Annotated in this window: 26 protein-coding genes and 1 pseudogene; 17 read left to right on the top strand and 10 right to left on the bottom strand. The window is 70.5% G+C overall.

Going from position 1 to position 25,259, the window contains the following annotated elements; all coding sequences use genetic code 11:
• Positions 1–214: 214 nt before the first annotated feature.
• The gene (locus tag ACWBNA_RS31815; protein ID WP_482707975.1) at positions 215–388 is read right to left on the bottom strand and encodes a hypothetical protein; all 174 of its coding nucleotides are present in this window, start codon (positions 386–388) and stop codon (positions 215–217) included.
• Positions 385–876: a hypothetical protein gene (locus ACWBNA_RS31810; protein ID WP_482707974.1), complete on the bottom strand. Its 492-nt coding sequence runs from the start codon at positions 874–876 to the stop codon at positions 385–387. The genes ACWBNA_RS31815 and ACWBNA_RS31810 overlap by 4 nt, the downstream gene beginning before the upstream one ends.
• A 378-nt stretch (positions 877–1,254) precedes the next feature.
• Here ACWBNA_RS31810 and ACWBNA_RS31805 point away from each other — a divergent pair, with 378 nt between their 5' ends.
• From ACWBNA_RS31805 to ACWBNA_RS31795, 3 genes are all read left to right on the top strand, one after another.
• Positions 1,255–1,809, top strand: a complete 555-nt coding sequence (locus tag ACWBNA_RS31805; RefSeq protein WP_482707973.1) for a helix-turn-helix domain-containing protein — start codon at positions 1,255–1,257, stop codon at positions 1,807–1,809.
• A 78-nt stretch (positions 1,810–1,887) separates the two neighbouring features.
• Positions 1,888–2,550 carry a hypothetical protein gene (locus ACWBNA_RS31800; protein ID WP_482707972.1) on the top strand — a complete coding sequence of 221 codons (663 nt, stop codon included), beginning with the start codon at positions 1,888–1,890 and terminating at the stop codon, positions 2,548–2,550.
• 130 nt (positions 2,551–2,680) lie between these two features.
• Complete coding sequence (locus ACWBNA_RS31795) at positions 2,681–3,016, top strand: DUF2516 family protein (protein WP_482707971.1); 336 nt, start codon at positions 2,681–2,683, stop codon at positions 3,014–3,016.
• A 172-nt stretch (positions 3,017–3,188) separates the two neighbouring features.
• On the opposite strand, the gene ACWBNA_RS31790 is transcribed toward ACWBNA_RS31795, so the two are convergent.
• From ACWBNA_RS31790 to ACWBNA_RS31780, 3 genes are all read right to left on the bottom strand, one after another.
• On the bottom strand, positions 3,189–4,583 hold the full coding sequence (locus ACWBNA_RS31790; protein WP_482707970.1) for a PP2C family protein-serine/threonine phosphatase: 1,395 nt from the start codon (positions 4,581–4,583) through the stop codon (positions 3,189–3,191).
• Between the two features lie 385 nt (positions 4,584–4,968).
• Positions 4,969–6,042 carry a C40 family peptidase gene (locus tag ACWBNA_RS31785; protein ID WP_482708055.1) on the bottom strand — a complete coding sequence of 358 codons (1,074 nt, stop codon included), beginning with the start codon at positions 6,040–6,042 and terminating at the stop codon, positions 4,969–4,971.
• Between the two features lie 319 nt (positions 6,043–6,361).
• On the bottom strand, positions 6,362–7,174 hold the full coding sequence (locus tag ACWBNA_RS31780) for a class I SAM-dependent methyltransferase (protein WP_482707969.1): 813 nt from the start codon (positions 7,172–7,174) through the stop codon (positions 6,362–6,364).
• 214 nt (positions 7,175–7,388) lie between these two features.
• On the opposite strand from ACWBNA_RS31780, the gene mshA reads away from it, so the two are divergent.
• The 3 genes from mshA to ACWBNA_RS31765 all read left to right on the top strand — a co-directional run bounded on the left by mshA (position 7,389) and on the right by ACWBNA_RS31765 (position 10,224).
• Positions 7,389–8,726 carry a D-inositol-3-phosphate glycosyltransferase gene (mshA, locus tag ACWBNA_RS31775; protein ID WP_482707968.1) on the top strand — a complete coding sequence of 446 codons (1,338 nt, stop codon included), beginning with the start codon at positions 7,389–7,391 and terminating at the stop codon, positions 8,724–8,726.
• Positions 8,719–9,228 (top strand): type III secretion system chaperone family protein, encoded by a 510-nt coding sequence (locus tag ACWBNA_RS31770; protein ID WP_482707967.1) that lies wholly within the window; start codon positions 8,719–8,721, stop codon positions 9,226–9,228. Before mshA ends, ACWBNA_RS31770 begins: the two co-directional genes overlap by 8 nt.
• A 204-nt stretch (positions 9,229–9,432) precedes the next feature.
• Positions 9,433–10,224, top strand: a complete 792-nt coding sequence (locus tag ACWBNA_RS31765; protein ID WP_482707966.1) for a hypothetical protein — start codon at positions 9,433–9,435, stop codon at positions 10,222–10,224.
• 6 nt (positions 10,225–10,230) lie between these two features.
• On the opposite strand, the gene ACWBNA_RS31760 is transcribed toward ACWBNA_RS31765, so the two are convergent.
• Positions 10,231–11,091: a helix-turn-helix transcriptional regulator gene (locus ACWBNA_RS31760; protein WP_482707965.1), complete on the bottom strand. Its 861-nt coding sequence runs from the start codon at positions 11,089–11,091 to the stop codon at positions 10,231–10,233.
• On the opposite strand from ACWBNA_RS31760, the gene ACWBNA_RS31755 reads away from it, so the two are divergent.
• Positions 11,090–11,566: a DUF2000 family protein gene (locus ACWBNA_RS31755; protein ID WP_482707964.1), complete on the top strand. Its 477-nt coding sequence runs from the start codon at positions 11,090–11,092 to the stop codon at positions 11,564–11,566. The genes ACWBNA_RS31760 and ACWBNA_RS31755 overlap by 2 nt on opposite strands.
• 3 nt (positions 11,567–11,569) lie before the next feature.
• Here the strand turns inward: ACWBNA_RS31755 and ACWBNA_RS31750 are convergent, their stop codons facing one another.
• Positions 11,570–12,835 carry an MDR family MFS transporter gene (locus tag ACWBNA_RS31750; protein WP_482707963.1) on the bottom strand — a complete coding sequence of 422 codons (1,266 nt, stop codon included), beginning with the start codon at positions 12,833–12,835 and terminating at the stop codon, positions 11,570–11,572.
• A 161-nt stretch (positions 12,836–12,996) separates the two neighbouring features.
• On the opposite strand from ACWBNA_RS31750, the gene ACWBNA_RS31745 reads away from it, so the two are divergent.
• Together ACWBNA_RS31745 and ACWBNA_RS31740 are read left to right on the top strand one after the other, a co-directional pair.
• The gene (locus tag ACWBNA_RS31745) at positions 12,997–13,758 is read left to right on the top strand and encodes a phosphoglyceromutase (protein ID WP_482707962.1); all 762 of its coding nucleotides are present in this window, start codon (positions 12,997–12,999) and stop codon (positions 13,756–13,758) included.
• Positions 13,759–14,077: 319 nt separating this feature from the next.
• Positions 14,078–14,485: an NUDIX hydrolase gene (locus ACWBNA_RS31740; RefSeq protein ID WP_482707961.1), complete on the top strand. Its 408-nt coding sequence runs from the start codon at positions 14,078–14,080 to the stop codon at positions 14,483–14,485.
• A 642-nt stretch (positions 14,486–15,127) separates the two neighbouring features.
• Here ACWBNA_RS31740 and ACWBNA_RS31735 read toward each other — a convergent pair.
• Both ACWBNA_RS31735 and phoU read right to left on the bottom strand, forming a co-directional pair.
• Positions 15,128–15,376, bottom strand: coding sequence for an SCO4226 family nickel-binding protein (locus ACWBNA_RS31735; RefSeq protein WP_482707960.1), 249 nt, complete (start codon positions 15,374–15,376; stop codon positions 15,128–15,130).
• 585 nt (positions 15,377–15,961) lie between these two features.
• A complete protein-coding gene (gene phoU / locus ACWBNA_RS31730; RefSeq protein WP_482707959.1) occupies positions 15,962–16,651 on the bottom strand; it encodes a phosphate signaling complex protein PhoU in 690 nt (229 codons plus the stop codon).
• 236 nt (positions 16,652–16,887) lie between these two features.
• Here phoU and phoR point away from each other — a divergent pair, with 236 nt between their 5' ends.
• A complete protein-coding gene (gene phoR / locus ACWBNA_RS31725; RefSeq protein WP_482707958.1) occupies positions 16,888–18,174 on the top strand; it encodes a two-component system sensor histidine kinase PhoR in 1,287 nt (428 codons plus the stop codon).
• The gene (phoP, locus tag ACWBNA_RS31720; RefSeq protein WP_383866577.1) at positions 18,171–18,851 is read left to right on the top strand and encodes a two-component system response regulator PhoP; all 681 of its coding nucleotides are present in this window, start codon (positions 18,171–18,173) and stop codon (positions 18,849–18,851) included. The genes phoR and phoP overlap by 4 nt, the downstream gene beginning before the upstream one ends.
• Before the next feature lie 172 nt (positions 18,852–19,023).
• Here phoP and ACWBNA_RS31715 read toward each other — a convergent pair whose 3' ends face one another.
• Entirely contained in the window at positions 19,024–19,695 is a 672-nt protein-coding gene (locus tag ACWBNA_RS31715) for a copper chaperone PCu(A)C domain-containing protein (protein WP_482707957.1), read from the bottom strand.
• A gap of 657 nt (positions 19,696–20,352) precedes the next feature.
• On the opposite strand from ACWBNA_RS31715, the gene ACWBNA_RS31710 reads away from it, so the two are divergent.
• From ACWBNA_RS31710 to ACWBNA_RS31685, 6 genes and pseudogenes are all read left to right on the top strand, one after another.
• Complete coding sequence (locus tag ACWBNA_RS31710; RefSeq protein WP_003953493.1) at positions 20,353–20,835, top strand: CarD family transcriptional regulator; 483 nt, start codon at positions 20,353–20,355, stop codon at positions 20,833–20,835.
• A gap of 259 nt (positions 20,836–21,094) precedes the next feature.
• Entirely contained in the window at positions 21,095–21,859 is a 765-nt protein-coding gene (gene ispD, locus ACWBNA_RS31705) for a 2-C-methyl-D-erythritol 4-phosphate cytidylyltransferase (RefSeq protein WP_482707956.1), read from the top strand.
• The gene (gene ispF / locus ACWBNA_RS31700; RefSeq protein WP_482707955.1) at positions 21,849–22,343 is read left to right on the top strand and encodes a 2-C-methyl-D-erythritol 2,4-cyclodiphosphate synthase; all 495 of its coding nucleotides are present in this window, start codon (positions 21,849–21,851) and stop codon (positions 22,341–22,343) included. The genes ispD and ispF overlap by 11 nt, the downstream gene beginning before the upstream one ends.
• A gap of 83 nt (positions 22,344–22,426) precedes the next feature.
• Positions 22,427–23,827, top strand: a complete 1,401-nt coding sequence (cysS, locus tag ACWBNA_RS31695) for a cysteine--tRNA ligase (protein WP_482707954.1) — start codon at positions 22,427–22,429, stop codon at positions 23,825–23,827.
• A 99-nt stretch (positions 23,828–23,926) separates the two neighbouring features.
• Positions 23,927–24,868, top strand: coding sequence for a 23S rRNA (guanosine(2251)-2'-O)-methyltransferase RlmB (gene rlmB / locus ACWBNA_RS31690; RefSeq protein ID WP_482707953.1), 942 nt, complete (start codon positions 23,927–23,929; stop codon positions 24,866–24,868).
• A 123-nt stretch (positions 24,869–24,991) separates the two neighbouring features.
• Positions 24,992–25,259, top strand: a pseudogene (locus ACWBNA_RS31685) (hypothetical protein); the annotation flags it as partial.

Here is a 25,259-nt window from a genome sequence, read left to right as displayed (position 1 = left end):
GGCTTTCGTTGGTTGCTGATGGTCGCCCAGAGCGCGCCGGAGAGACCGATGAGCGCTGCTAAGAGTGCGCCTGACGCCGTGATCACGGAGTTCTGCATCCCCGCATTGAGCGATGTTCGGACCGGTGACGGGCGGTGGTTTCGTGGTGCGGTCACCCGTGCCGCGATGACGTGAGGTGCCCGGAGTTGGGTGAGACACGTTTCGCCAGTGCGTCTCACTCAACTCCGGGCGAGTCCCGCTGGTTTTCATTGATCTCGGCGGACTTGATGGCCTGTTCGATGCGCCATGCAGTCATGATCATCTCGGTGGGAAACCAGTGTCTTGCGGTGGTGCGAAGGGAGCGTTCCTGGGACAGACTTCGATGGAACCCCGCCTTGAACAGCCTCATCTGCTCTCCTCGCCCAGTGCGAGGCTGCGCCAGTGCGAAGACGCGTAGAGCGACATGGCTTCGACGATCTCGGGATAGACCGCCGCGTATCGCTGTGGTTCCCAAGGGCGGACCTGGCGGTCGTTCGGCGACATCCGCCGGAGCTGTTCTGCCCGATCGCTCAGGCGGTAGCCCCGCTGGAACAGGCTGTGCCAGAAGGTGGAGCAGCGCTCGTAGCAGGCAGCGATCACTGCTGGGCCGTAGCGGCGTAACAGCCGGTAGTGCCGCCGCTGGGCCTGGACGACTTCAGGCAGGTCAGCCAGGTCGTATTGTCGTGCCGCGCTGTCGACGGCGCGGCCGATCCAGAGACGATCGGGATGCAGACCTGGTCGTGATGCTTCGACATCCAGACCATGACGTCCTGTTGCGGATTTCCGGTCCTGCGGGCAACACAGCGCTGGCATGCCCACCGGGGAGTGAGTGCGAGGGGCCCGTTCGAGACGTTCCACGACTTGTTCTCCCAGCGGGGAATCGCGTATTGGATCGTGGTGCGGGACTGTCCGCTGAGGACGCTGAGCTGGTCGATCGGATCCAGCCGGGACGTCAGCCAGAGGGAGGGTCGCTGCAGGCGTTGGACGGGCCTCGGTGCTGCCGCACGCATATCAGCAGCCGGTAGAACGTCGCCCGTGACGGCAGCGGAACCGCCCCGGTCCCGTGCTCGGCCTCCAGGAGGCGTTCCATCCGGCGCCGCAACACCTGCGCGGAGACCGTGGACCGGCTCGTCTGCTCGTCCAGGTGGCCCCGCTTCGTGCCCCCTCAGCGTGGCGCGGCACACTTTTGCAAGCGGGTGCTTGCAATAGTTAGCGGGAGTGGGGCAAGGTGGAGGCATGGCAACGCTCAACGTCGGCAATCTCGGTGAGTACCTGCGCGAGCAGCGGCGCAACGCGCAGCTGTCGCTCAGGCAGCTCGCCGATGCCGCCGGGGTGTCCAATCCGTATCTGAGCCAGATCGAGCGCGGGCTGCGCAAGCCGAGCGCGGAGGTGTTGCAGCAGGTCGCCAAGGCGCTGCGGATCTCCGCCGAGACGCTGTATGTGCGGGCCGGGATCCTCGACGCCGAGCGGGAGTTCGACGAGGTGGAGACGCGTGCCGTCATCCTCGCCGATCCCACGCTGAACGAGCGGCAGAAGCAGGTGCTGCTCCAGATCTACGAGTCCTTCCGCAAGGAGAACGGGTTCGGGATCGACGCGGCGGGCGACGAGACGCAGACGCCCGACGCGGCCGTCACCGGTGCACGGACCGACGGTGCCATGGGCGCCCGGGACGGCGAGAGCGCCGTACGGGAAACCCGCGCGGAAGGTGGGCGCAAGCCCGCCGCACGCCGTACCCGCACCACCCGCACGACCGGCGGCAATGACGCCGGCCCGCAGCAGACGGCCAGTTGAGCCGGACCAGGGCACCGGCCGTCTGACTGCGGAACCACAAAACCCTCAGCCGAAAGCGAATCCGGGAGGACCATCACCATGGCCATCACCGACGACCTGCGCAAGACCTTCAGCGACCCGACTCCGCTCTACTTCGCCGCCGGCACCGCCGACCTGGCTCTGCAGCAGGCCAAGAAGGTGCCCGGCCTGGTGGAGCAGCTGCGCGCCGAGGCCCCCGCGCGGATCGACGCCGTGCGCAACACCGACCCGAAGACCGTGCAGGAGAAGGCCCAGGCGCGCGCCAAGGAGGCGAGTGCCAAGGCCAAGGAGGCTCAGGAGAGCATCCAGACCAAGGTCGGCGAGTTCATCGGCACCCTCGACGGTGACCTGAAGAAGATCGGCAGCACCCTCGACGCGGACCTGAAGAAGCTGGGCGAGACCGCCCAGGACTTCGCTCTCCGCAGCGTCGGCGTCGCCGCCGAGTACGCCGTCAAGGCCCGCGAGACCTACGAGAAGGTCGCCGAGCACGGCGAGCAGACCGTGAAGACGTGGCGCGGCGAGGCCGCCGAGGAGATCGAGGAACTGGCGATCGCCGTCGAGCCGAAGGCCGAGCCGGCCCCGGAGCCGGTCGCCTCGGAGCCGGTCGAGGTCAAGGCGGTGCCGACGCCCGCCGAGGCCGCCCCGGCGAAGAAGACCGCGGTCAAGAAGGCCCCGGCCGCCCGCAAGACCACCGCCAAGAAGACCACGCCTCCCGCGAAGTAGGTCATCGCGGCAGGGATCACGGGTCGGGCACTCTCGGAGTGCCCGACCCGTTGTGCGGGTAAGGCGCATGCGGGAACGGGTACGGTGACCGCGTGAGGACGAGCCGAGTCTGGTGGTGGACGTAGTGCTGATGCAGGGATTCGCAGGCTTCATGTGGCTGCTGAGCATGGCGTTGATCGTGTTCAGCGGCTTCGCGCTGATCGACGCCGCCACACGCCGCGAGGACGCCTATCGCGCGGCCGACAAGAAGACCAAGCCGTTCTGGCTGATCGTCCTCGCCCTGGCCTTCGTGGTGAACCTGATCTTCAACATCCTGTCGTTCCTGCCGATCATCGGCCTCGTCGCGACGATCGTGTACATGGTCGACGTACGGCCGGCCCTGCGCGGTCTGCCGGGCGGCGGCCGCAGCCGCCGGGGCGGCTCCAGCAGCGACGGCCCCTACGGCCCGTACAACGGCGGACGCTGACCTCGGCGTACGACCCTACGCACTCCCGGTCCTCGGGCATCCGGCTCTACGGCCTCCGGTCCTACGGCAGTGTCCGGTCCTACGGCGTCCGGGCGCGGCTTCCGGCCCTGCAGCGGTGCCCGGTCCTACGGCGTCCGGGCGCGGCGTCCGGCCCTGCAGCGGTGTCCGCGCCCTACGGCACCCGGTCCAGCAGTACGACCGCCACGTCGTCCGTCAGCTCGCCTCCGTTGAGGTCGCGGACCTCGTTCACCGCCGCCCGCAACAGTTGTTCGCCGCGCAGGCCCTCGGAGAGCTGGCGCCGGACCATCCGCACCATGCCGTCCTGGCCGAGCCGCTCGCCGCTCTCGCCGACGCGGCCCTCGATCAGACCGTCGGTGTAGAGCATCAGGCTCCATTCGGCACCCAGCTCCACCTGCATCCGCGGCCAGCGGGCGCCCGGCAGCAGACCGAGGGCGGGGCCGTTGTTGTCGTACGGCAGCAGCTGGGCAGGCCGGCCCGGGCGGGCGACCAGCGGGGACGGGTGGCCGGCGAGGCAGAGGCCCGCGCGGCGGCCGTCGGGCGCTATGTCGACCGTGCACAGGGTCGCGAAGATCTCCTCGTCGGAGCGCTCGTGCTCCAGGACCTGCTGGAGCGTGCCGAGCAGCTGGTCGCCGCACAGGCCCGCCAGCGTCAGCGCGCGCCAGGCGATGCGCAGCTCCACGCCGAGCGCCGCCTCGTCGGGGCCGTGGCCGCAGACGTCGCCGATCATGGCGTGGACGGTGCCGTCCGGAGTGCGGACGGTGTCGTAGAAGTCGCCGCCGAGCAGGGCGCGTGAGCGGCCGGGGCGGTAGCGGGCGGCGAAGCGCAGCGAGGAGCCCTCCAGCAGGGGGGTGGGCAGCAGGCCGCGTTCCAGACGGCGGTTCTCCTGCGCGCGCATCCGGCCCTCGGCGAGCCGTCGCTCGGCCGTGTCCGAGCGTTTCCGCTCCACCGCGTACCGGATCGCCCGGCTCAGCAGCCGGCTGTCCAGCTCGTCGCGGAAGAGATAGTCCTGGGCGCCGACGCGCACCGCCTCGGTGCCGCGCTCGGCGTCGCCGGACGTGGTGAGCGCGATCACGGCGTGCCGGGGCGCGAGCTCCAGCACGTGCTTGAGCACGGCGAGCTCCTCCTCGTCGCCGGGGCGGCCGGTGACGGGCAGCGCGAGGTCGAGCAGGATGCACTGGACGTCGTCGGTGAGCAGCCGCGCGGCCTCGGTGAGGTTGCGGGCCGTGCGGACGCGGATGGGCTTGCCGGCGGAGTCCAGCAACTCGGGCACGACGGCGGAACCGCCGGGGTCGTCCTCGATCACCAGGAGGGTGAGAGGAGTGCCGGAGGTGCCGTGCGAGTCGCTTGCGGCGCCGGCGCCTGTGCCGGTCACGAAGGTCGTGTGGGTGGCAGCGGGACGGCCGGTGTCCCCGGCCGTCAATTTCCCGGTCGGGTCCGCCTGGCGCGGGGCCTCTTCCTTGGAAGGGCCGCCGCCTGGGGACGCGGCCTGCGCCTGACCACTCTCCACGGCCGGGATCGCTCTCTGCCGCGGTACGGGTACGGGCATCGTTTGGGTTCCTTCCCTCCCCCCGAGGGCACGGCAGGGCGAGGGACCTCGACCTACCGACGGGGACCATAGCGGTAGTCGGCACCGCAACGGAATGGCGTGAGACACGCGGTGCGGCCGGTCGCCGCTGTCATATGCCGCGATCCCTACCGCAGTTGGACAGGCCGGTACCGGGCCGGGGATGACGAACGTCACGTCCGCGGGGTGTTTGGCGGACTGTTGGGCGTGGGGCAGGTCACGTGGCACGGTTCACGGGCCGCCGGGTGGCGGCGTTCATGTGCCGTACACGCCGTGCCGTACACGCCGCGCCGCGCCGTACACGCCGCGCCGCGCCGTACACGCCGAGCCTCCCCCCTCGCGGACGCCGCCCGCGCCCCCGCAGACCTCAGGCCCCCGGCCGCACCACCCCGAGTATCGGCATCGACCCCGCCCCCGCGAGCGTCACCGTCCGGCCCGGTCGGGGGGCGTGGACGATGGTGCCGTCGCCCACGTACAGGGCGACATGGCTGGCGTCGTCGAAGTAGATGATCAGGTCGCCGGGGCGCATGTCCTTGACGTCGACCCGGGTGAGTTGCTGCCACTGTTGCTGCGAGGTGCGCGGGATGGCGCTGCCGGCGCTGGCCCAGGCCTGTGACGTCAGGCCGGAGCAGTCGTACGTCTTCGGGCCCTCGGCGCCCCATTCGTACGGTTTGCCGATCTGCGCGGTCGCGTACTCCACCGCCTTCTTGCCCTGTGCGGTCGCGTTGCCGCTGATCTCGTCGAGGACGCCGGAGTCGAGCCAGGCGGTCTGTGCTTTGAGCGCGGCCTGCTTCTCCAGCTCGGCGAGGCGTTTCTTCTCGCTCTCCTCCAGCTGCGACTCGAGATCCTCGGCCGTCGCGATCCGCTGCTCTATCTTCTTCTTGGCCGAGGCCTTGGCCTTGCGGCCCGCCTCCAGCTTCTTCCACTGGGCGGAGGCGTCCGCGGCGTACTGCTCCAGGTCCTGCTGGGTGCGGGTCATCGCCGCGATCAGGCCCTTGGTGGCGTGCTGGCCCCGGAGCACCCGGCCCGCCCCGTCGAGGAACTCCTGCGGGTCGTCGCTGAGCATCAGGTGGGCCTCGTCCGGCAGTCCGCCGCCGCGGTACTGGGCCCGGGCCGCGGCGCCGGCACGGTCCTTCAGCTCGGCCAGTTCCTCCTTGCCCTGGACGATCTTCTTCGCCAGCTCCACGAGTTCGGCGGACTGCTTCTCGGCCTTCTCCTCGGCCGCGTTGTACGCGTCCGTGGCGGCGGCGGCCTCGCGGTAGAGCTTGTCGAGTTTCTCGCGTACGGCCTCAAGGTCCTTGGTCGGCATGGCGGTCGAGGACGTGCTCGCACTCGGTGTCGGTGTCGGGCTCGCGAACGCCGTGCCCGGTGCCGCCAGCACGGTGACCGCGCAGACCACGGTCACGCCCGACGCGATCAGGCCACGCTTGCCCGTCCCCATACCCATGCCCCCACAACTGATTAACCGTCAGTAACTTACGGATGCCTGGGGGATCGTGCCACGCGGCCACCCGAAACGACAGAGGTCGCCGCACGCGTCGGCAGACTCAGTGCTTCCCCCCTTCCCGCCCCTCCACCCCCGGCATTGACGATCTCCCCGCCGGTGTGACGAACGACTCACCGAGATCGTTCCCGGCGACGGGAGCGGAGAGGGCGTCAGTGGAGCGAAGAGGGCGGCCGGTGGAGCGAAGAGGGCAGGCAGCGGAGCGCAGAGGGGCGGTGGCCGAGCGCAGAGGGGCGGTGGCGGGAGCGCGGCGAGTTCACACCCGCGGCGCCAACGCCCCCCACGCCACCGTCACTTCCCCCTGCCGCCACCGCACCGGCCCGTCCGTCACCGGCCAGTGGGCGCCGAGGTCCCGCACCGCGCGCATCCACCGCTGGCGGGCGCCGTACGACGCGTAGGGCGCGGCGGCGGCCCACGCGCGGTCGAAGTCGCGCAGGAAGGCGTGCACCGGCTCGCCCGGCACATTGCGGTGGATGAGCGCCTTCGGCAGCCGCTCGGCGAGGTCCGAGGGCCGCTCCAGCGAGCCCAGCCGGGTCGCGAAGGTGACGGTCCGCGGCCCCTCCGGGCCGAGCGCGACCCACACGTGCCGGCGCCCGATCTCGTCGCAGGTCCCCTCGACGAGCAGTCCGCCGCGGGAGTTCCCGCCGGCGGGGGCGAGGCGGGAACACAGCCGCTCCCACACGGCGGCCACCTCGGCCTCGTCGTACTGCCGCAGGACGTTGGCGGCACGCACGAGATGGAGCCGCCCGGGGACCGGGATCTCGAAGCCGCCGTGCCGGAAGACCAGCCCCTCGCACTCGTACGGTTTCGCCGCCGCGACCCGCGCGGGTTCGATCTCGACGCCCGCCACGCGCGCGCGTGGCGCGACCGTACGCAGGCGGTGCAGCAGTTCCACGGCCGTCCAGGGGGCGGCGCCGTAACCCAGGTCGACGGCGACGGGGTCGGACGCCCGGCGCAGCTCGGCTCCGTGCGTCGCCGCGATCCAGCGGTCCATGCGGCGCAGCCGGTTGGGATTGGTCGTCCCGCGCGTCACCGTGCCCACGGGGCGGGTGGCGGCGCGGGGAGTCATACGTAGGAGGGTATGCGGGCACTCGGAGCGGTAGGCGGGGGGCGTCCCTGGCCGGGCGCCACGCAGCCCGTGCTCGAACGGTTGAGCGATCCCCGGTAATGATTCGGCAAATACCGGCCCGGCGGAAATGGAGCGAACCCCTCCGGCGTTGCATCACCTTGGAGGGCGCCCCACACCCTCCGTCAGGCATGCCCGCAGCGAGGAGGAACGCCCCGTGAGCCAGTACGTCAGCAGGCTCGGGCGGCGCTCGCCGGCCGCGCCCTCCCGGCTCCGCCTGCACCGCAGGCCCCGCCGGGTCGCCATGCTCTCCGTGCACACCTCACCGCTCCACCAGCCGGGCACCGGGGACGCGGGCGGCATGAACGTGTACATCGTGGAGCTCGCGCAGCGCCTCGCCGCCATCAACATCGAGGTGGAGATCTTCACGCGGTCCACGACCGCCGCCCTGCCGCCGACCGTCGAGCTCGCGCCGGGCGTCCTGGTCCGGCACATCGACGCCGGCCCCTACGAGGGCCTCGCCAAGGAGGAGCTCCCCGCCCAGCTGTGCGCCTTCACGCACGGCGTGATGCAGGCGTGGGCCGGCCACCGCCCCGGCTACTACGACCTCGTCCACTCCCACTACTGGCTCTCCGGCCACGTCGGCTGGCTCGCCGCCCAGCGCTGGGGCGCCCCCCTGGTGCACGCCATGCACACCATGGCCAAGGTCAAGAACGCCAACCTGGCCGACGGCGACACCCCCGAACCCGCCGCCCGCGTGATCGGCGAGACCCAGATCGTCGCCGCCGCCGACCGCCTGATCGCGAACACGGCCGAGGAGGCCGAGCAACTCGTCGGGCACTACGCGGCCGAGCGCGACAAGGTCGCCGTGGTCCACCCGGGTGTGAACCTCGACCGCTTCCGTCCCGCCGACGGCCGCGCCGCCGCCCGCGCCCGCCTCGGCCTCCCGCAGGACGCCCTGATCCCCCTGTTCGCGGGCCGCATCCAGCCCCTCAAGGCGCCGGACGTGCTCCTGCGGGCGGTGGCCGTGCTGCTGGACGAACGCCCCGAGCTGCGCTCCCGCCTCCTCGTGCCCGTGGTCGGCGGCCTCAGCGGCAGCGGCCTCGCCAAGCCCGAGGGCCTGCAGAAGCTGGCCGCACGCCTGGGCATCGCCGACGTCGTACGGTTCCACCCGCCCGTCGGCCAGGAACAGCTCGCCGACTGGTTCCGGGCCGCGTCCGTACTCGTCATGCCGTCCTACAGCGAGTCCTTCGGTCTGGTCGCCATAGAGGCCCAGGCGGCCGGCACGCCGGTGATCGCCGCCGCGGTCGGCGGGCTGCCGGTGGCCGTGAACGACGGACGGACGGGGATCCTCGTACAAGGCCACAACCCCGCCGACTACGCGCGCGTGCTGGCCGGCTTCGCCGACGACCCGCACCTGTCCCCCCGGATGGGCGCGGCCGCCGCCCGGCACGCCCAGTCCTTCGGCTGGGACACCGCGGCCGCCGCGACGGCGGACGTCTACACGGCCGCGGCCGTGGCCCATCGACGTCGCGTACGCTCCCACCATGGCTGACGCACAGAAGGCAGCGCAGGCAGCGCAGGTCGTCGAGGGCGTGCTGAAGGACGCCGAACTCGAATGGGAGAGCCCCGCACCCGGCAACTTCGTCGTGAAGCTCCCCGGCACCCGCAAGCTGTCGACGACGGTGTCCCTGCTGGTGGGCCGGCACTCCCTGTCGCTGAACGCCTTCGTCATCCGCCACCCCGACGAGAACGAGTCCGGCGTCCACCGCTGGCTCCTCGAACGCAACCTCAAGCTGTACGGCGTGAGTTACGCCGTCGACTCCCTCGGCGACGTCTACGTCACCGGCAAACTGCCCCTGTCCGCGGTCACCGCCGACGAGATCGACCGCATCCTCGGCCAGGTCCTGGAAGCGGCCGACGGCAGCTTCAACACCCTCCTGGAGCTCGGCTTCGCGAGCGCCATCCGCAAGGAGTACGAGTGGCGGGTGTCCCGGGGCGAGCCGACCCGCAACCTCGACGCGTTCGCGCATCTGACGCAGCGATCCGCCGACTGACGGGCTTCACCGTGTAGGCGGCTTCACCGACTGGCCGACGGACGTTGGCCGACGGACGTTGGCCGACGGACGACTGACCGACGGACGACTGACCGGCTTCGCCGATCTCTCGAACGCCCGTCCGTACGCCTGCTGTTAGCCTGCCGCAGCCTGGACTCTCACCAGGCTCTTACTCGGACTTTTGCAGCAACGAAGAGGTCGTGCATGCGCACAGGCAGATCCGGCTCCGCGGTCGCGCTCGCGGGAGCGCTCGCCCTGGGGGCGTTCACCGCACCGCCCGCGGAGGCCGCCGACACCGGCATCACGGTGACGAACCTGGTCCTGAACAAGGGCAAGCCCATCATCGTGGGCACCACCGCGGAGGTGACCCCCGACTTCACCTTCGACATGACCAAGCCCTCGGGCTACTCGTTCTCCGACGTGGACGCCTTCCCGTTCCTCTACCACGACGTCACGGCCCGTCAGGGCGCCGAGGACGGCGGCATCTACTCGGGCAGCGTCACCTTCTACGACGACGGATCCTGCGAAGGCGAGCTCTACATCGAGCCGCGCTACACCCTGGACTCCAACAACGACGCCACCACCTGGAAGATCGCCGTCTCCGCCCGCCTCTGGGGCTCGGACGGTCAGCCCAAGGCCACGGAGTACCTCACCGGCTTCGGCACCGTGCAGGTCAAGCGCGCGGCCCGAGCCACCGCCAACGCCTCCCCGGAGCCCGTCACCAAGGGCAAGCCGCTCACCGTGACCGGCAGGCTCACCCGCGCGGACTGGGTGAAGCACGCGTACACCGGCTACGGCGGCAAGTCGGCCAAGCTGCAGTTCCGCAAGGCGGGCACCAGCACGTACTCCACGGTCAAGATCGTGAAGGCGGACTCCGCGGGCGCCCTGAAGACCACGGTCACCGCGTCCACCGACGGCTACTGGCGCTGGACCTTCGGCGAGACGTCCACGACGGGCGGCGCGACGGCGGCCGGGGACTACGTCGACGTCAAGTGACGAAGGTCAGTTGACGGCGCCTGCCGTACGGCCTTCCCGGCCCCCGCTGTTGCGGTAGCGACCCGGCGTCACCCCCACCAACTTCTTGAAGTGGCGGGTCAGATGAGCCTGGTCGTGAAACCCGGTGACGGCGGCGACGTCGGCCGGCCCGCGCCCCGCGAGCAGCAGGCGCCGGGCCCGGTCGACGCGCCGGGCGTTCAGGTACTGGTGCGGCGCGATGCCGTACGCGCCACTGAACGCCCGTACGAGATGGGCGGGGTGGGCCTGCACCAGTCCAGCGGCCTCGTCCAGTGACAGTCCCTGGGCGATCCGCTCGTCGAGGAGTTCGCGCAGTCGCCGGGCGAGGACGGGATCGCGGCGCGAGGCGGGCCGGGTGGCGCCCGGTCCTGTGGTGGCGTCCGGCCCGTCGGCTCCCGCCCGCAGATGCGCCCGCAGCCGCTCGCCCACCAGCGTCAGCCTGCTCTCGGCCTCCAGCTCGTCCCCAGGCCGGGCGAGCGCGGCATGCAACTGACCGACCCGCAGCCGCAGTAGCGGGTCCCGCAGGTCGGGCCCGTCGACGGCGGCACCGATGAGGTCGTCGGTGAGGTGCGAGCCGTCCAGGTAGATCACTCGCTTGCGGAAGCCCTCCGGGGTGACGGGGGAGCCGTTGTGCGGCACCTGCGGCGGCAGCAGCGACACCGTGCCGTCCGGCGTCCCGTGCTCGTGCCGGTCGAGGTCGTACCGCACGGCCCCGTCGTCCACGATGAGCAGCGTCCACGCCTCATGGACGTGCATCGGATAGGCGTACTCCGTGAAATGGGCGTGAAAGACCTCCACGACGCCCGGGACGTGCGGGCGCCAGGCGGAGACGCTGCGCTGCGCGACCATGCAAAGAACGTACAAGACGGCGTGGTACGGCGGTCGGCAGTCTCGCTGCATGAGCACTGAACCCATCCGATTCGACACCAAGATCGCCGTCCTGCTGCGGGGGGACCTGGAGCCCTGGCAGCGCCTGAACGTGACCGCGTTCCTGGTCAGCGGCCTGGGCACGCAGGTCCCCGAGGTGGTCGGCGAACCGTACGAGGACGCCGACGGCGTGCCCTACCTGCCGATGTTCCGCCAGCCGATCATGGTCTTCGAAGCCACGAAGGAGACCCTGACGGCGGCCCACGCGCGCGTGCTGTCCCGCGCGCTGCCGCGGGCGCTGTTCACGTCCGACCTCTTCTCGACGGGGAACGACCGGGACAACCGGGCCGCCGTACGGGCGGTGCCCACGGGCGACCTGGACCTGGTCGGACTGGCTGTGTACGGGCCGCGCAACGCGGTGGACAAGGTGGTGAAGGGGGCGCGGATGCATCCGTGACCTTCAGGCCGAGCTGACCTCGGGCTTCGCCGCCCCCGGCACGTCGACGACGGCCGGCTGCTCCGCCGGCAGCCGCCGCATCAGTGTCCCGAACCCGACCGCCGCCACCGTCCCGACGACCGCGCACAGCCCCCACAGCCACTCGGCGCCGAAGCGGTCGATGACGACGCCGGACATCAGGGGGGCGATCAGGGCGGCGACGGCCCAGGACAGGGTGTACATGCCCTGGTAGCGCCCGCGCCCGTGGACCGGCGACAACCGGACGACCAGCCCCGTCTGCGTCGGCGCGTTGATCATCTCGCCGAGCGTCCACACGCACACCGTGAGGGCGAAGACGCCGATCGACCCGGCGAAGGCGGTCAGCCCGAAGCCGTATCCGGCGAGCAGCGACGAGACGACCAGCAGCCGCTTGGCGTCCCGGTGCTCGATGAACCGGGTGACGGGGATCTGCAGTACGACGATCAGCACGCCGTTGACGGCGATCGCCAGGCCGTAGTCGGCGGGCGTGAACCCGGCCGCCCCCATGGCCACGGGAAGGCCGACCGCGCCCTGCTGGAAGATCAGCGCGACCAGGAAGGACAGTCCGACGACGCTCATGAAGCGCCCGTCGCGCAGGACGGTGCCGAGGCCGACGTCGACGGTCGCCTCGGCCTCGGCCTCGGTCTTCCGCACGGTGGGCCGCGACTCCGGCAGCTTCAGGAACACCACGACGGCGCAGAGGGCCGTCATCCCCGCCTCCAGCAGGAACCCGGCGCGATAGCTGACCTCGGCGATGAACCCGGCCGCCATGGAGGAGACGGCGAACCCGAGGTTGATGGCCCAGTAGTTGAGCGAGAAGGCCCGCACCCGGTCCTCGGGTCGCACGATGTCCGCCATCATCGCCTGCACGGCCGGCCGCGAGGCGTTGGAGGCCATCCCGACGAGGAAGGCGACGCCGGCGATCGCGAGGGGGTGGTGCACGAACCCGAGCAGGGCGACGGAGGCCGCGGTGGACGCCTGGGTGACGAGCAGGGTGGGCCGCCGCCCGATCCGGTCGGCCATCACGCCACCGACGAGGGAGGAGATGACCCCGCCCAGGCCGTGCAGCGAGGCGACGAGCCCGGCGTAGGAGGCGGAGTACCCGCGGTCGAGCGTGAGATAGAGGGCCATGAACGTGGCCACGAACGCCCCGAGCCGGTTGACGAGCGTGCTGGTCCACAGCCACCAGAACTCGCGGGGGAGGCCGGAGACGGTCTCACGGGTGGCACGTCTCAGGGCGGCGACGGACATGACGGATCCCCCACGGATGCAACGGATGTAAGCGGCTCAAACAGCGAGCACACATTACGATCCCGGCGTCGTCGCAGGCCACCCAATTAACGGATCCCGCCAACCGTCCGCCTGCCGAGCGGGCGTACAACGGATCGAGCCCTTGGATTACGCTCATACGCATGGCCGACGCACCGTACAAGCTGATCCTCCTCCGCCACGGCGAGAGCGAATGGAACGCGAAGAACCTGTTCACCGGCTGGGTGGACGTCAACCTCAACGAGAAGGGCGAGAAGGAGGCAGTCCGCGGCGGTGAGCTGCTCAAGGACGCCGGCCTGCTGCCCGACGTGGTGCACACCTCGCTCCAGAAGCGAGCGATCCGCACGGCCCAGCTCGCGCTGGAGTCCGCGGACCGCCACTGGATCCCCGTCCACCGCTCCTGGCGCCTGAACGAGCGCCACTACGGCGCCCTCCAGGGCAAGGACAAGGCCCAGACCCTCGCCGAGTTCGGCGAGGAGCAGTTCATGCTGTGGCGCCGCTCCTACGACACCCCGCCCCCGCCCCTCGAGGACGGCACGGAGTTCTCCCAGTCGGACGACCCGCGCTACGCGACGATCCCCCCGGAGCTCCGCCCCCGCACGGAGTGCCTCAAGGACGTCGTCCTGCGCATGCTCCCGTACTGGTACGACGGCATCGTCCCCGACCTCCTCACCGGCCGCACGGTCCTGGTAGCCGCCCACGGCAACAGCCTCCGCGCCCTGGTCAAGCACCTCGACGGCATCTCCGACGCCGACATCGCGGGCCTCAACATCCCGACGGGCATCCCCCTGTCCTACGAACTCGACGCGGACTTCAAGCCCCTGAAGCCCGGCGGCACCTACCTCGACCCCGACGCGGCCGCGGCGGCGATCGAGGCGGTCAAGAACCAGGGCAAGAAGAAGTAGCCATTGCGATCACGCCCCTGACCTGCGCACATGACGCGAGTCAGGGGCGTTTTCATGCCGTGGAACCTCCCTGGAACCTCAGCCCGTGTGATCTTGCGGCCGGAGAGCCTGCCCGAGAGCCTTCCGGGCGCGGTCCCGGCTACCGCGCATGAGGTGCGCAGATCGTCATCGAGGCCAACGCTGCTGGACGGAAGACCCTGGCCGGCCACCTCCCTAGAACCACGGACTGACCGGAGCCAGCCCCGGATGCCCTTGGCTCCCCAGCCCGGTGTGCGGACGGTGCTGACGCGGACGGTGCCCTCCGATACGGTCCCGAGGCATGGCGAATGGCAACGGTGTGCCGGAGAAGGTGGCGTGGATCCTGGTTCGGGACGACCGGGTGTTGGTGACGCGTAGTCACGGCAGAGATCGCTTCTACTTCCCGGGCGGTCATCGTGAGCCGGGCGAGTCCGACGACGAGACCCTGGTGCGGGAGATCGACGAGGAACTGCGGGCGGTGATCGACCCCGGTTCCATGGTGCACTTCGGCACTTTCGAGATCGGCGAGGGCCATCCGGATCACGGCCCCTTCCGGATGATCTGTTACACCGCCGATCACCGCGGTGAGCTGACCCCGTCGAGGGAGATCGCCGAGAAGGCGTGGTTCCGCTACGCCGATCGGGACCGAGTCTCGGCCGTCGACGAGATGGCTTTCGACGCGCTCCACGAGACCGGACGGCTTTCCTGATCCCGTGACCGCTGTACAGCACCGGAGTACAGCAATCACCACGACCGCAGCCGAGCGTCAACAACCGACGATGGCCGACTGGCCAGCCACCCAGTCCTCAAAGACCTCCCAGCCGAGAGAGCCGAGAGTTCGGCTCGAAGCGCTGGCATCGTGGGTGGCGGACGCTGGGCCGCCTTGGTACGAGCGACACCAGGGCGAGACCATGCCGCCGGGCGGCAAGTGGACGTACTTCGCTCAGGCACTTGTGGCCGCCACGCTCTGCGAGTGACCCCGGAGTGTCCGCAGCACGGTCACGGCTGTCGGCCGACAGGTTGCGGCCCTGCTCAGGCTGCCTCTTTATTGGGCGCACCAAGCATTGGGCGCACCAAGCGGTGGACCGCCTTGCCTGCGTGGGCCTACGGCGTGGAGGGCCGCGATGAGGGTGCCGAACACGGGCAACGACAGTCAGGCTGCGCCGACGCCCGACGAGCTCCTCGCCAGGGTCGGAAAGCGCCTGGACGACGTCGCCAAGACCCAAACGTATCCGAGGCTGGATCGACTCGGGGTGGCAAGCGTGCCCACCGGCGGTTCAGCGGCTTCTCCCCGCCCCGGTCGCCCCCGCCCGCGCTGACCGCCACAGGCCAGGCCGACCCGTGACAGGGGTCAGATCGACAGCGGTACCCGGTGAATCTCGTCCGCCTTGTGGCCCGCCCGCTCGTGGACGCGTTGGACCGCGTCGGCGTCGGGGGCCTCGGAGAGGCAGTAGACGATGCCGGACTCGGGGTCCGCCCACGCCCGTTCGAAGTGCACGCCCTCCTCCTTCTCTATGGCGAGGTCGGCGTCGTGCGCCTGCCTCAGCTGCTCGGGTGTGATGCCCTCGAAACCGTGGTGGACGTCCATGAACTGCGTCATGACCTCGCACCTCCTTGTCCTTCCGAGTGCGCGAGTGGTTCGCCTGCCCCCCTTTCAGGGTGCGCCTGTACGGCAGACCGGGCTACCCGTGCCCCTCCACAGCCCGCCGCCCGGTCACCGTGCGCTGTCGTCGTCCCGCGCGCCGGCGGAGCTGGACGCCCTCGACGGTGAAGGGCCCCGGCAGGCACACCGGGGCCCTTCATCGTCGTACGAATAAGCAGACGCTGCGCGCCCTACCCCGCCGTCACCCGCACTGGCACGGGTTCCCCGACTGGCACCCGCAGCCGCACCCCGACCCACAGCCGCACGCGGCTATCAAGGTCAGGTTCCTGATCTCGGCGGGCTGTTCGGTCGGGCGTTGCCGCGTGGGGTCGGGTGCGGTACCGGGCGTGCTGGGGGATTCGGTCATGGTCCCTCCTCAAGGCTGGTGCCTGTGCCCATTGGATGCCCGTGCCGCTGGGCGCATCAACGGCGCACAGAGGCTCCCGCACGCCCTGAACAGCCCCCGCACCCCCGGCCCGCACCTCCGGGAGCGCGGAGCGCGGAGCCCAAGGGGGATGACACCCCCCCGCAGTCCCGAAGGGGTCAGGCCCCCTCCACCCCCGCCACCGACTGCATCTCCTGCTGGAGCTCGTCCGCGTGCTCACCCGTCACCAGGTACACCACCCGCTTGGCGACCGCGACCGCGTGGTCGGCGTACCGCTCGTAGTAGCGGCCGAGGAGGGTGACGTCCACGGCCGTCTCGATGCCGTGCTTCCAGCGGTCGTCCATCAGGTGCTGGAAGAGCGTGCGGTGCAGGAGGTCCATCGCGTCGTCGTCCTGCTCCAGCTGGAGCGCGAGGTCCACGTCCTTCGTGATGATCACTTCGGCGGCCTTCGCCATCAGGCGCTGCGCGAGCTGGCCCATCTCGAGGATGGTCGCGTGCAGGTCGTGCGGGATCGCCCGGGCCGGGAAGCGCAGCCGGGCGAGCTTGGCCACGTGCTGGGCCAGGTCGCCCGAGCGCTCCAGGTCGGCGGACATCCTCAGCGAGGTGACGACGATCCGCAGGTCCGTCGCCACCGGCTGCTGGCGGGCCAGCAGGGCTATCGCCCGGGCCTCCAGTTCGTGCTGCAGGTTGTCGACCTTCTGGTCGGCCTCGATGACGCTCTCGGCGAGCTTCAGGTCGGAGTCGAGGATCGCCGTCGTGGCGCGCCCGATCGCCGACCCGACCAGCCGGGCCATCTCCACCAGACCGTCGCCGATCGAATCAAGTTCCTCGTGGTACGCGTCCCGCATCAGGGTTTCCCTCTCGTACGTGATCTTCGGGGTCACCGGGGCCGGGGCCCGGCGCGACTGTCGCGTGCGAAACCGGAGCTTCGCACCCCACGCTCCCACGTTCCGCCCTGTACGCGTCGGTTTCCGTCACCCCAAATGAACCATCACTGGCTCCAAGGTGAACTCTGGGCGACGAGTGTTCGAGCTCGCACTCGGACGGCTGTGGTCGGAGCCCATCCCATGCCTAACCTGGGTGCATGGACGTGAACGCGGCGGTCGCCGCAGCAGCAGCGATCGCCGGTGTGCTCACCGGCGTCATCGCCATGCTGGCGTTCCGCTGGAGCGAGCGGGAGCAGAAACGCCCCACCCGCACCTCGCTGCATACGGACCCGGTGCTTCCGCCGGGTGTGGACACCGTCCTGTCCGTGCTGCGGTCCTCGGCCGTCGTACTGGACGAGGCGGACGCCGTGGTCAAGGCCAGCTCGGCCGCGTACGCCCTCGGGCTGGTCCGCGGCGGCAAGCTCTCCGTCGAACCCATGCTCCAGATGGCTCGCGACACCCGACGCGACGGGGAGATACGCCAGGTGGAACTGGACCTCCCCAGACGCGGCACCGGCCGTGGCGAGGCCCTCGCCGTCTCCGCCCGCGTCGCTCCCCTCGGCTCCCGCCTGGTGCTGCTCCTCGTGGAGGACCTCACCGAGGCCCGGCGCATCGAGGCGGTGCGGCGCGATTTCGTCGCCAACGTCAGCCATGAGCTCAAGACCCCGGTCGGCGCGCTCTCCCTCCTGTCCGAGGCCGTCATGGACGCCTCCGAGGACCCGGAGGCGGTGGAGCGCTTCGCCGGCCGGATGCAGATCGAGGCGACCCGGCTCACCAACCTGGTGCAGGAACTCATCGACCTCTCGCGGGTACAGAACGACGATCCCCTCGAGGACTCCGAACCGGTCCGGGTCGACGAACTCGTCGCCGAGGCCGTCGACCGCTGCCGGCACCAGGCCGGCGCCAAGCAGATCACCATGGCCTCGGGAGGCACCGCCGACCTGCACGTCTACGGCAACCGCGGCCAGCTCGCCGCCGCGCTCGGCAACCTCGTCGAGAACGCCGTCAACTACTCGCCCGCCCGCACCCGCGTCGGCATAGCTGCCCGCCGGGTGACCGCACCGGGCGGTGACATGATCGAGGTCGCCGTCACCGACCAGGGGATCGGGATCTCCGACAAGGACAAGGAGCGCATCTTCGAGCGCTTCTACCGCGTCGACCCGGCCCGCTCCCGTGCCACCGGCGGCACGGGCCTGGGCCTCGCCATCGTCAAGCACGTGGCCGCCTCGCACGGCGGGGAGGTCACCGTGTGGAGCTCCGAGGGACAGGGCTCCACCTTCACCCTCCGACTGCCGGAGACGGGCGCGGCCCGCGACCGCGCCGACCGGAACGCCGGCCACGACGATCTCCACGATGATCTGCACGATCTCCACGACGAGGCCGACTCTTCGTCCCCCCAGCCATCTTCTCGTGAACCGCTCCCCTCCCCGGAGGTCCTTCCGTGACCCGAGTGCTCGTCGTCGAGGACGAGGAGTCCTTCTCCGACGCCCTGTCGTACATGCTCCGCAAGGAAGGCTTCGAGGTCGCCGTCGCGACCACCGGGCCCGACGGACTCGACGAGTTCGAGCGCAACGGCGCCGACCTCGTCCTCCTGGACCTGATGCTGCCCGGCCTGCCGGGTACCGAGGTGTGCCGCCAGCTGCGCAACCGTTCCAACGTCCCCGTCATCATGGTGACCGCCAAGGACAGCGAGATCGACAAGGTCGTCGGCCTGGAGATAGGAGCTGACGACTATGTGACCAAGCCGTTCTCCTCCCGCGAGCTGGTCGCCCGCATCCGCGCCGTGCTGCGCCGCCGCGGCGAGCCCGAGGAGGTCACCCCGGCCGCCCTGGAGGCCGGCCCGGTCCGCATGGACGTGGACCGCCACGTCGTCACCGTGTCCGGCTCCAAGGTCGACCTTCCTCTCAAGGAGTTCGACCTCCTGGAGATGCTTCTGCGCAACGCCGGCCGCGTGCTGACCCGCATGCAGCTCATCGACCGGGTCTGGGGCGCGGACTACGTCGGCGACACCAAGACCCTCGACGTCCACGTCAAGCGCCTGCGCGCCAAGATCGAGCCGGACCCGGGCGCGCCGCGGTACCTGGTGACGGTCCGGGGCCTCGGCTACAAGTTCGAGCCGTAAACCGAACGCACGGGCCGAACGCCCAGCCCGAAACACGCCGAACGCGCGGGCCGAACGCCCAAGCCGGAACACGCGGGGCGAACACGCGGGCCGAACCGCGCGCCTGACGCCGAAGGGCGGGACCTCACCAGGAGGTCCCGCCCTTCGGCGTACGACGATCTCGTACGGCTGCTCAGTGGCCGGCGGCCGCGGTGTTCGCCGACTCGCCCGTGTTCGGCGTGGCCGCACCGGTCGGGGTGCCCGACACGGAGGGGGAGCCCGAGGTGCCGGCGCCCGGCTCCTCCTCGCTGGTCGTCGCGGTGGGGCTCGCCGTGGCGCCCGGCGTGGCCGGGATCTCGGTCGGTCCCCACGTGGAGAAGTAGCTCTCGGCCGGGACGACGAACGCGCGCAGGCTCACGGCACCGGTCTCGCTGAAGGTGAAGGTGACCTTCTGGGCGTTGCCGTTCTGGACGCTCTCGCCGATGCTGTTCAGCGCCGCGGAGGCGTTGCCCTTGCCGCCAAGGATGACGGAGCCGTTGGCCGGGACGGTCACCTTGCCGTTGCCCTTGGCGGGCTTGAGCTCGGCGTCGCCGCCACCGGCGACGCTCACCGAGTCCAGCGTCTGGGGCGTGCTGCCGTTGTTGAAGAGGGTGCCGGTGATGACGGCCGGGCCCTCGGCCGCGGCGTCCGGCTGGGTGATGATCACGATGCTCTGCAGCTCGATGTCACCGATGGACGTGGCGGCGTTGTCCGGCTTGATCTCCAGGGTCTGAGCGTTGTTGCCGGCCGCACACGCGGAGAGCGAGGCGAGCGAGAACGCGATGGCGGCGGCGGCGAGGGCACCGCGTCGAAGGCTGCTGCTCACGGCGGCGGCAACTCCTTGACTCGAGCGAGGCGGCCCGTAAAGGCGCGCTAAGTGACTGTCAGCGGCCTTAGATTACCGAGCCGTTCCGGCGGGGCCGCACCCGACCCTCCCCCGAGCCCCCTTCTTCCGTCCGTCTTCGCTCTGTCTTCGCTCCCTCTTCGCCCCGTCTTCCGTCCGGGTTCCCTCAGCGTGGCGTAGCCACAGCGCTCACAAGTGACTCCTGCGTCACATTGGTCCCGGCGCTTGTCCGCCATTCACATAAGTACCGCCGACCCCGCGTCGGGGATTTTCTGTGCAGGAATCCGTGAACCCTGGAATTGATCACCGTCCGGCTGGTCCGGCGCCCCTGTGATCAATTCCGGATTCTCCTCGTACCCGACTCCGCGCACCGAACGGAGTAGCGGAAGTCGCACGCTTGGAAGCGGACATATGGGGATGTTCGGCCGCTCGGAGGGCCGTCCGAGTGTGTGTAACGTACGCGTTTCACCTCCCCCGGACAGCCGCTCCGACCTGCGAATACTTTCTTCCGCTCGCCTCGCGCAGCACGTTCCTGTTGCTGTTGTCAAGCCCCGAGATATGCCCTGACCTGCGGAAACGCCATTCAGAACCCGCAGTTTCCGTGTTACTCTGGATAGCCACGGAAGGGGTACCTGTCACATGACGTTCAAGGTTGGCGACACCGTGGTCTATCCCCATCACGGGGCCGCGCTGATCGAGGCTATCGAAACTCGCCAGATCAAAGGCGTGGACAAGACCTACTTGGTTCTGAAGGTCGCCCAGGGTGACCTGACGGTGCGTGTGCCAGCGGACAATGCGGAGTTCGTCGGCGTGCGTGATGTGGTCGGTCAGGATGGGCTGGACCGGGTCTTCGAGGTGCTGCGCGCGCCGTACGCCGAGGAGCCCACGAACTGGTCGCGTCGTTACAAGGCAAACCTGGAGAAGCTCGCCTCCGGCGATGTCATCAAGGTCGCGGAAGTCGTGCGTGACCTGTGGCGTCGTGAGCGCGAGCGCGGACTCTCCGCCGGTGAGAAGCGCATGCTCGCCAAGGCCCGCCAGATCCTGGTGAGCGAGCTCGCGCTCGCGGAGAACACGAACGAAGACAAGGCGGAGGCCCTGCTCGACGAGGTTCTCGCGTCCTGACGCCGGCGCAAGCCAGCCTCAGTACATGTGAAATGCCGCGGTGCCCGATGACGTATTTCTCGTCGCCGGGCGCTGCGGCATGTTCGCACTCCGGCGCCGTAGGCGTGTTGACCTCGGGGGAAGTCCCCCGACACTCGGTGTGCCGGGTCCGGGTAACGGGCTCGACCAGGGGTCACGGAAGGGTTCCGGTCAAGCTGTCGTACCCGGCACGCTGAGGCCATACCCACCTAGGCCGAGCACACAAACCTGACAGGAACCGATGTCTGACGTTTCGCCTCCTTCGCCCACGCCAGCACGTACGGCTGCCCGCACGGCCGCCGTGATCCCGGCCGCAGGCCGAGGCGTGCGCCTGGGCCCGGGCGCCCCCAAAGCGCTACGCGCGCTGAACGGCACCCCCATGCTCATCCACGCACTCCGCGCACTGGCCGCCTCCCGGGCCGTGTCCCTCGTGGTCGTCGTCGCTCCGCCCGACGGCGCCGCCGAGGTCAAGTCCCTGCTCGACGCGCACGCCCTGCCCGAGCGCACCGACTTCCTGGTCGTCCCCGGCGGCGACAGCCGTCAGGAGTCCGTGAAGCTCGGCCTGGACGCCCTGCCGCCCGAGTACGACATCGTGCTGGTGCACGACGCGGCCCGCCCTCTCGTCCCGGTCGACACGGTGGACGCCGTCATCGAGGCCGTACGAGAAGGAGCCGTGGCCGTCGTCCCGGCGCTGCCGCTCGCGGACACCGTCAAGGAGGTCGAGCCCGCAGCGGCCCCGGGCGAGCCGGAGCCGGTGGTGGCAACCCCGCGGCGGGACCGCCTCCGTGCCGTGCAGACCCCCCAGGGCTTCGACCGGGCCACCCTGATCCGCGCCCACGAGAAGGTCACCGACGACGTCACCGACGACGCCGGTATGGTCGAGCGGCTCGGCCTCACGGTCGTGACCGTCCCCGGCCACGAAGAGGCCTTCAAGGTCACCCGTCCGCTGGACCTCGTCCTCGCGGAGGCGGTACTGGCCCGCAGGAGGCTCAACGATGGCTTCTGAGGCACCCCTGCTTCCCCGGGTCGGCATCGGCACCGACATCCACGCCTTCGAAGAGGGCCGCGAACTGTGGTGCGCCGGCCTCAAGTGGGAGGGCGAGGGCCCGGGCCTGGCCGGCCACTCCGACGCCGACGTCGTCGCCCACGCCGCCTGCAACGCCCTGTTCTCGGCGGCGGGGCTGGGTGATCTCGGGCAGCACTTCGGCACCGGCCGCCCCGAGTGGTCCGGCGCCTCCGGCGTCACGCTGCTCACGGAGGCCGCCCGGATCGTCCGCGAGGCGGGCTTCACCATCGGCAACGTCGCCGTACAGGTCGTGGGCCCGCGCCCGAAGATCGGCAAGCGCCGCGACGAGGCCGAGAAGCTCCTCTCGGAGGCGGCCGGCGCCCCGGTGTCGGTGTCCGGCGCGACCACCGACGGCCTCGGATTCCCCGGCCGGGACGAGGGCCTCATGGCGGTGGCGACGGCCCTCGTGGCGCGGACCGGCTGACAAAGCCGACCCCACGTCACGAATGTGTGCCCCTTGGCAGGAACGGGCGCAAGGCACTGCCCTGCGCCTACTACCCTGGACTCGTGACTATTCGCCTGTACGACACCAGCGCCCGGCAGATCCGTGACTTCGCCCCGCTCCAGCCGGGTTGTGTCTCGATCTACCTGTGTGGCGCGACGGTGCAGGCGGCACCGCACATCGGGCACATCCGCTCGGGCCTGAACTTCGACATCCTGCGCCGCTGGTTCGACTACCGCGGCTACGACGTCACGTTCATCCGCAACGTCACCGACATCGACGACAAGATCATCGCCAAGGCGGCCGACCAGGGCCGCCCCTGGTGGTCGATCGGCTACGAGAACGAGCGCGCCTTCAACGACGGCTACACCGCGCTCGGCTGCCTGCCCCCGACCTACGAACCGCGCGCCACCGGCCATGTCACCGAGATGGTCGAGATGATGCGCGGACTCATCGAGCGCGGCCACGCCTACGAGGCCGACGGCAACGTCTACTTCGACGTCAGGTCCTTCCCCCAGTACCTGCGCCTGTCCAACCAGGAGCTGGACAACCTGCTCCAGCCCTCCGGCGACGGCGAGACCGGCAAGCGCGACCCGCGGGACTTCGCCCTGTGGAAGGCGGTCAAGCCCGGCGAGCCCAGCTGGGAGACGCCGTGGGGCCGGGGCCGCCCCGGCTGGCACCTGGAGTGCTCGGCGATGGCCCACAGGTACCTGGGCACCGCGTTCGACATCCACGGCGGCGGCCTGGACCTGATCTTCCCGCACCACGAGAACGAGATCGCCCAGGCCAAGGCCTACGGCGACGAGTTCGCCCGCTACTGGCTGCACAACGCCTGGGTCACCATGAGCGGCGAGAAGATGTCCAAGTCCCTGGGCAACTCGGTCCTCGTGTCCGAGATGGTCCAGCGGTGGCGCCCGATCGTGCTGCGCTACTACCTCGGCACCCCGCACTACCGCTCGATGATCGAGTACAGCGAGGAGGCCCTGCGCGAGGCCGAGTCCGCGTTCGCGCGGATCGAGGGCTTCGTGCAGCGCGTGGTGGAGAAGGCCGGGGGAGTCGTCGAGCCCTCCGCCGACGTGCCGCCCGCCTTCGCCGAGGCGATGGACGACGACCTCGGCGTCCCGCAGGCACTCGCCGTCGTGCACACCACCGTCCGGCAGGGCAACTCCGCGCTGGCCGCCGACGACAAGGAAGCCGCCGTGGCCCGCCTCGCCGAGGTCCGCGCCATGCTCGGTGTGCTCGGCCTGGACCCGCTCGACCCGCACTGGGCCGGCGAGGCCGACCGCGGGGACGACCTGCACGGGGTCGTCGACAGTCTCGTACGACTGGTCCTCGACCAGCGTGAAGCGGCCCGCTCCCGCAAGGACTGGGCCACCGCGGACGCCATCCGCGACCAGCTCAACCAGTCCGGTCTCGTCATCGAGGACGGTCCGCAGGGGCCCCGCTGGAGCCTCGGCCCGCGCTGACGATTTCTTGATCGATTGTGCCGCCCGGGCATCCGGGCGGCACACTGCATATACGTACACACGCACGCTTCGGCTCAGTAGAGAACAGACGGGTAGGTCATGGCAGCCAACAACCGCCGCATGTCCGGCAAGAAGGGCGCGCAGGTCGGCAGTGGCGGCCAGCGACGCAGGGGCCTCGAGGGCAAGGGCCCGACCCCGCCCGCCGAGATGCGCAAGGGACACAAGAAGAACCGCGTGGCCAACGCGAAGGCGAAGCAGACGGTCCGCCGTACCCCGCCGCGCGGCCGGGGTGGCAAGGGCACCTCGGAGATGGTCGTCGGCCGTAACCCCGTCGTCGAGGCGCTGCGCGAGGGCGTACCCGCGGTGACGCTCTACGTCCAGCAGTTCATCGACAACGACGAGCGGGTCCGCGAGGCGCTCCAGCTCACCGCGGAGCGCGGCGGGATCAACCTCATGGAGGCTCCCCGCCCCGAGCTCGACCGCATGACCAACGGGCTCAACCACCAGGGCCTGGTCCTCCAGGTCCCGCCGTACGAGTACGCGCACCCCGAGGACCTCCCGACCGCCGCGTACGACGAGGGCCAGGAACCGCTCATCGTCGCCCTCGACGGTGTCACCGACCCGCGCAACCTCGGCGCCGTCGTCCGGTCCGTCTCCGCCTTCGGCGGCCACGGCGTCGTGGTACCCGAGCGGCGCGCGGCCGGCATGACCGCCGGCGCCTGGAAGACGTCCGCCGGTGCGGCCGCCCGTACGCCCGTCGCCCGCGCCACCAACCTGACGCGCGCCCTGGAGGCGTACAAGAAGGCCGGCATCGTGGTCGTCGGTCTCGCCGCCGACGGTGAGGCCGAGATCGGCGAGCTGGACGCCCTGTCCGGACCCGTCGTCATCGTCGTCGGCAGCGAGGGCAAGGGCCTGTCCCGGCTCGTCGGCGAGACCTGCGACCACCGGGTGCGGATCCCCATGCCGGGCGGCACCGAGTCGCTCAACGCCGGTGTCGCGGCGGGCATCGTGCTGTACGAGGCGACACGGCGACGCCACTGAGCGGTTGTTCGGCGAGTCACCCACACGGGGTATTCCTGGCGTCAAGGACAACCTTGACGGGGTCCGGACAGATCCGCCGAGTCAAAGCAGTGTCCTAAGCACACGTCACTCGGTTAGACGGGTGTGGACACCAGAACACCCCGCACACCCACGGGGGACGGCCCGTCGGGCTTCGACGACGCTCCCGCGCTGAGCATGGTGAAGGTGCCGAGCGATCCGGCGCAGATCATCGTCAATCACGCGAGCTTCCGCGTGCAGCTGGGCGCGTCGACGCGACGCACCCAATCCCCGCGGGTCGCCCGGCACTTGATCGCCGACGACACCGCCCGGATCCCCGCGGCCGGCGCTGCGGCCGGCGCCGTGGCCGGCAGACCCGGCGCCGCCGCGGGCG

Source organism: Streptomyces sp. Q2, from assembly GCF_056820935.1.
Note: the sequence above shows the minus strand (reverse complement) of the source record. Positions and strands in the feature narration are given on the sequence as shown.

Coding starts and splice junctions, on each gene's coding strand:
- ACWBNA_RS31815 (WP_482707975.1), bottom strand. CDS start 388: ATGAGGCTGTTCAAGGCGGGGTTCCATCGAAGTCTGTCCCAGGAACGC.
- ACWBNA_RS31805 (WP_482707973.1), top strand. CDS start 1,255: ATGGCAACGCTCAACGTCGGCAATCTCGGTGAGTACCTGCGCGAGCAG.
- ACWBNA_RS31800 (WP_482707972.1), top strand. CDS start 1,888: ATGGCCATCACCGACGACCTGCGCAAGACCTTCAGCGACCCGACTCCG.
- ACWBNA_RS31795 (WP_482707971.1), top strand. CDS start 2,681: ATGCAGGGATTCGCAGGCTTCATGTGGCTGCTGAGCATGGCGTTGATC.
- ACWBNA_RS31790 (WP_482707970.1), bottom strand. CDS start 4,583: ATGCCCGTACCCGTACCGCGGCAGAGAGCGATCCCGGCCGTGGAGAGT.
- ACWBNA_RS31785 (WP_482708055.1), bottom strand. CDS start 6,042: ATGGGGACGGGCAAGCGTGGCCTGATCGCGTCGGGCGTGACCGTGGTC.
- ACWBNA_RS31780 (WP_482707969.1), bottom strand. CDS start 7,174: ATGACTCCCCGCGCCGCCACCCGCCCCGTGGGCACGGTGACGCGCGGG.
- ACWBNA_RS31770 (WP_482707967.1), top strand. CDS start 8,719: ATGGCTGACGCACAGAAGGCAGCGCAGGCAGCGCAGGTCGTCGAGGGC.
- ACWBNA_RS31765 (WP_482707966.1), top strand. CDS start 9,433: ATGCGCACAGGCAGATCCGGCTCCGCGGTCGCGCTCGCGGGAGCGCTC.
- ACWBNA_RS31755 (WP_482707964.1), top strand. CDS start 11,090: ATGCAAAGAACGTACAAGACGGCGTGGTACGGCGGTCGGCAGTCTCGC.
- ACWBNA_RS31760 (WP_482707965.1), bottom strand. CDS start 11,091: ATGGTCGCGCAGCGCAGCGTCTCCGCCTGGCGCCCGCACGTCCCGGGC.
- ACWBNA_RS31750 (WP_482707963.1), bottom strand. CDS start 12,835: ATGTCCGTCGCCGCCCTGAGACGTGCCACCCGTGAGACCGTCTCCGGC.
- ACWBNA_RS31745 (WP_482707962.1), top strand. CDS start 12,997: ATGGCCGACGCACCGTACAAGCTGATCCTCCTCCGCCACGGCGAGAGC.
- ACWBNA_RS31740 (WP_482707961.1), top strand. CDS start 14,078: ATGGCGAATGGCAACGGTGTGCCGGAGAAGGTGGCGTGGATCCTGGTT.
- ACWBNA_RS31735 (WP_482707960.1), bottom strand. CDS start 15,376: ATGACGCAGTTCATGGACGTCCACCACGGTTTCGAGGGCATCACACCC.
- phoU (WP_482707959.1), bottom strand. CDS start 16,651: ATGCGGGACGCGTACCACGAGGAACTTGATTCGATCGGCGACGGTCTG.
- phoR (WP_482707958.1), top strand. CDS start 16,888: ATGGACGTGAACGCGGCGGTCGCCGCAGCAGCAGCGATCGCCGGTGTG.
- ACWBNA_RS31710 (WP_003953493.1), top strand. CDS start 20,353: ATGACGTTCAAGGTTGGCGACACCGTGGTCTATCCCCATCACGGGGCC.
- ispD (WP_482707956.1), top strand. CDS start 21,095: ATGTCTGACGTTTCGCCTCCTTCGCCCACGCCAGCACGTACGGCTGCC.
- ispF (WP_482707955.1), top strand. CDS start 21,849: ATGGCTTCTGAGGCACCCCTGCTTCCCCGGGTCGGCATCGGCACCGAC.
- rlmB (WP_482707953.1), top strand. CDS start 23,927: ATGGCAGCCAACAACCGCCGCATGTCCGGCAAGAAGGGCGCGCAGGTC.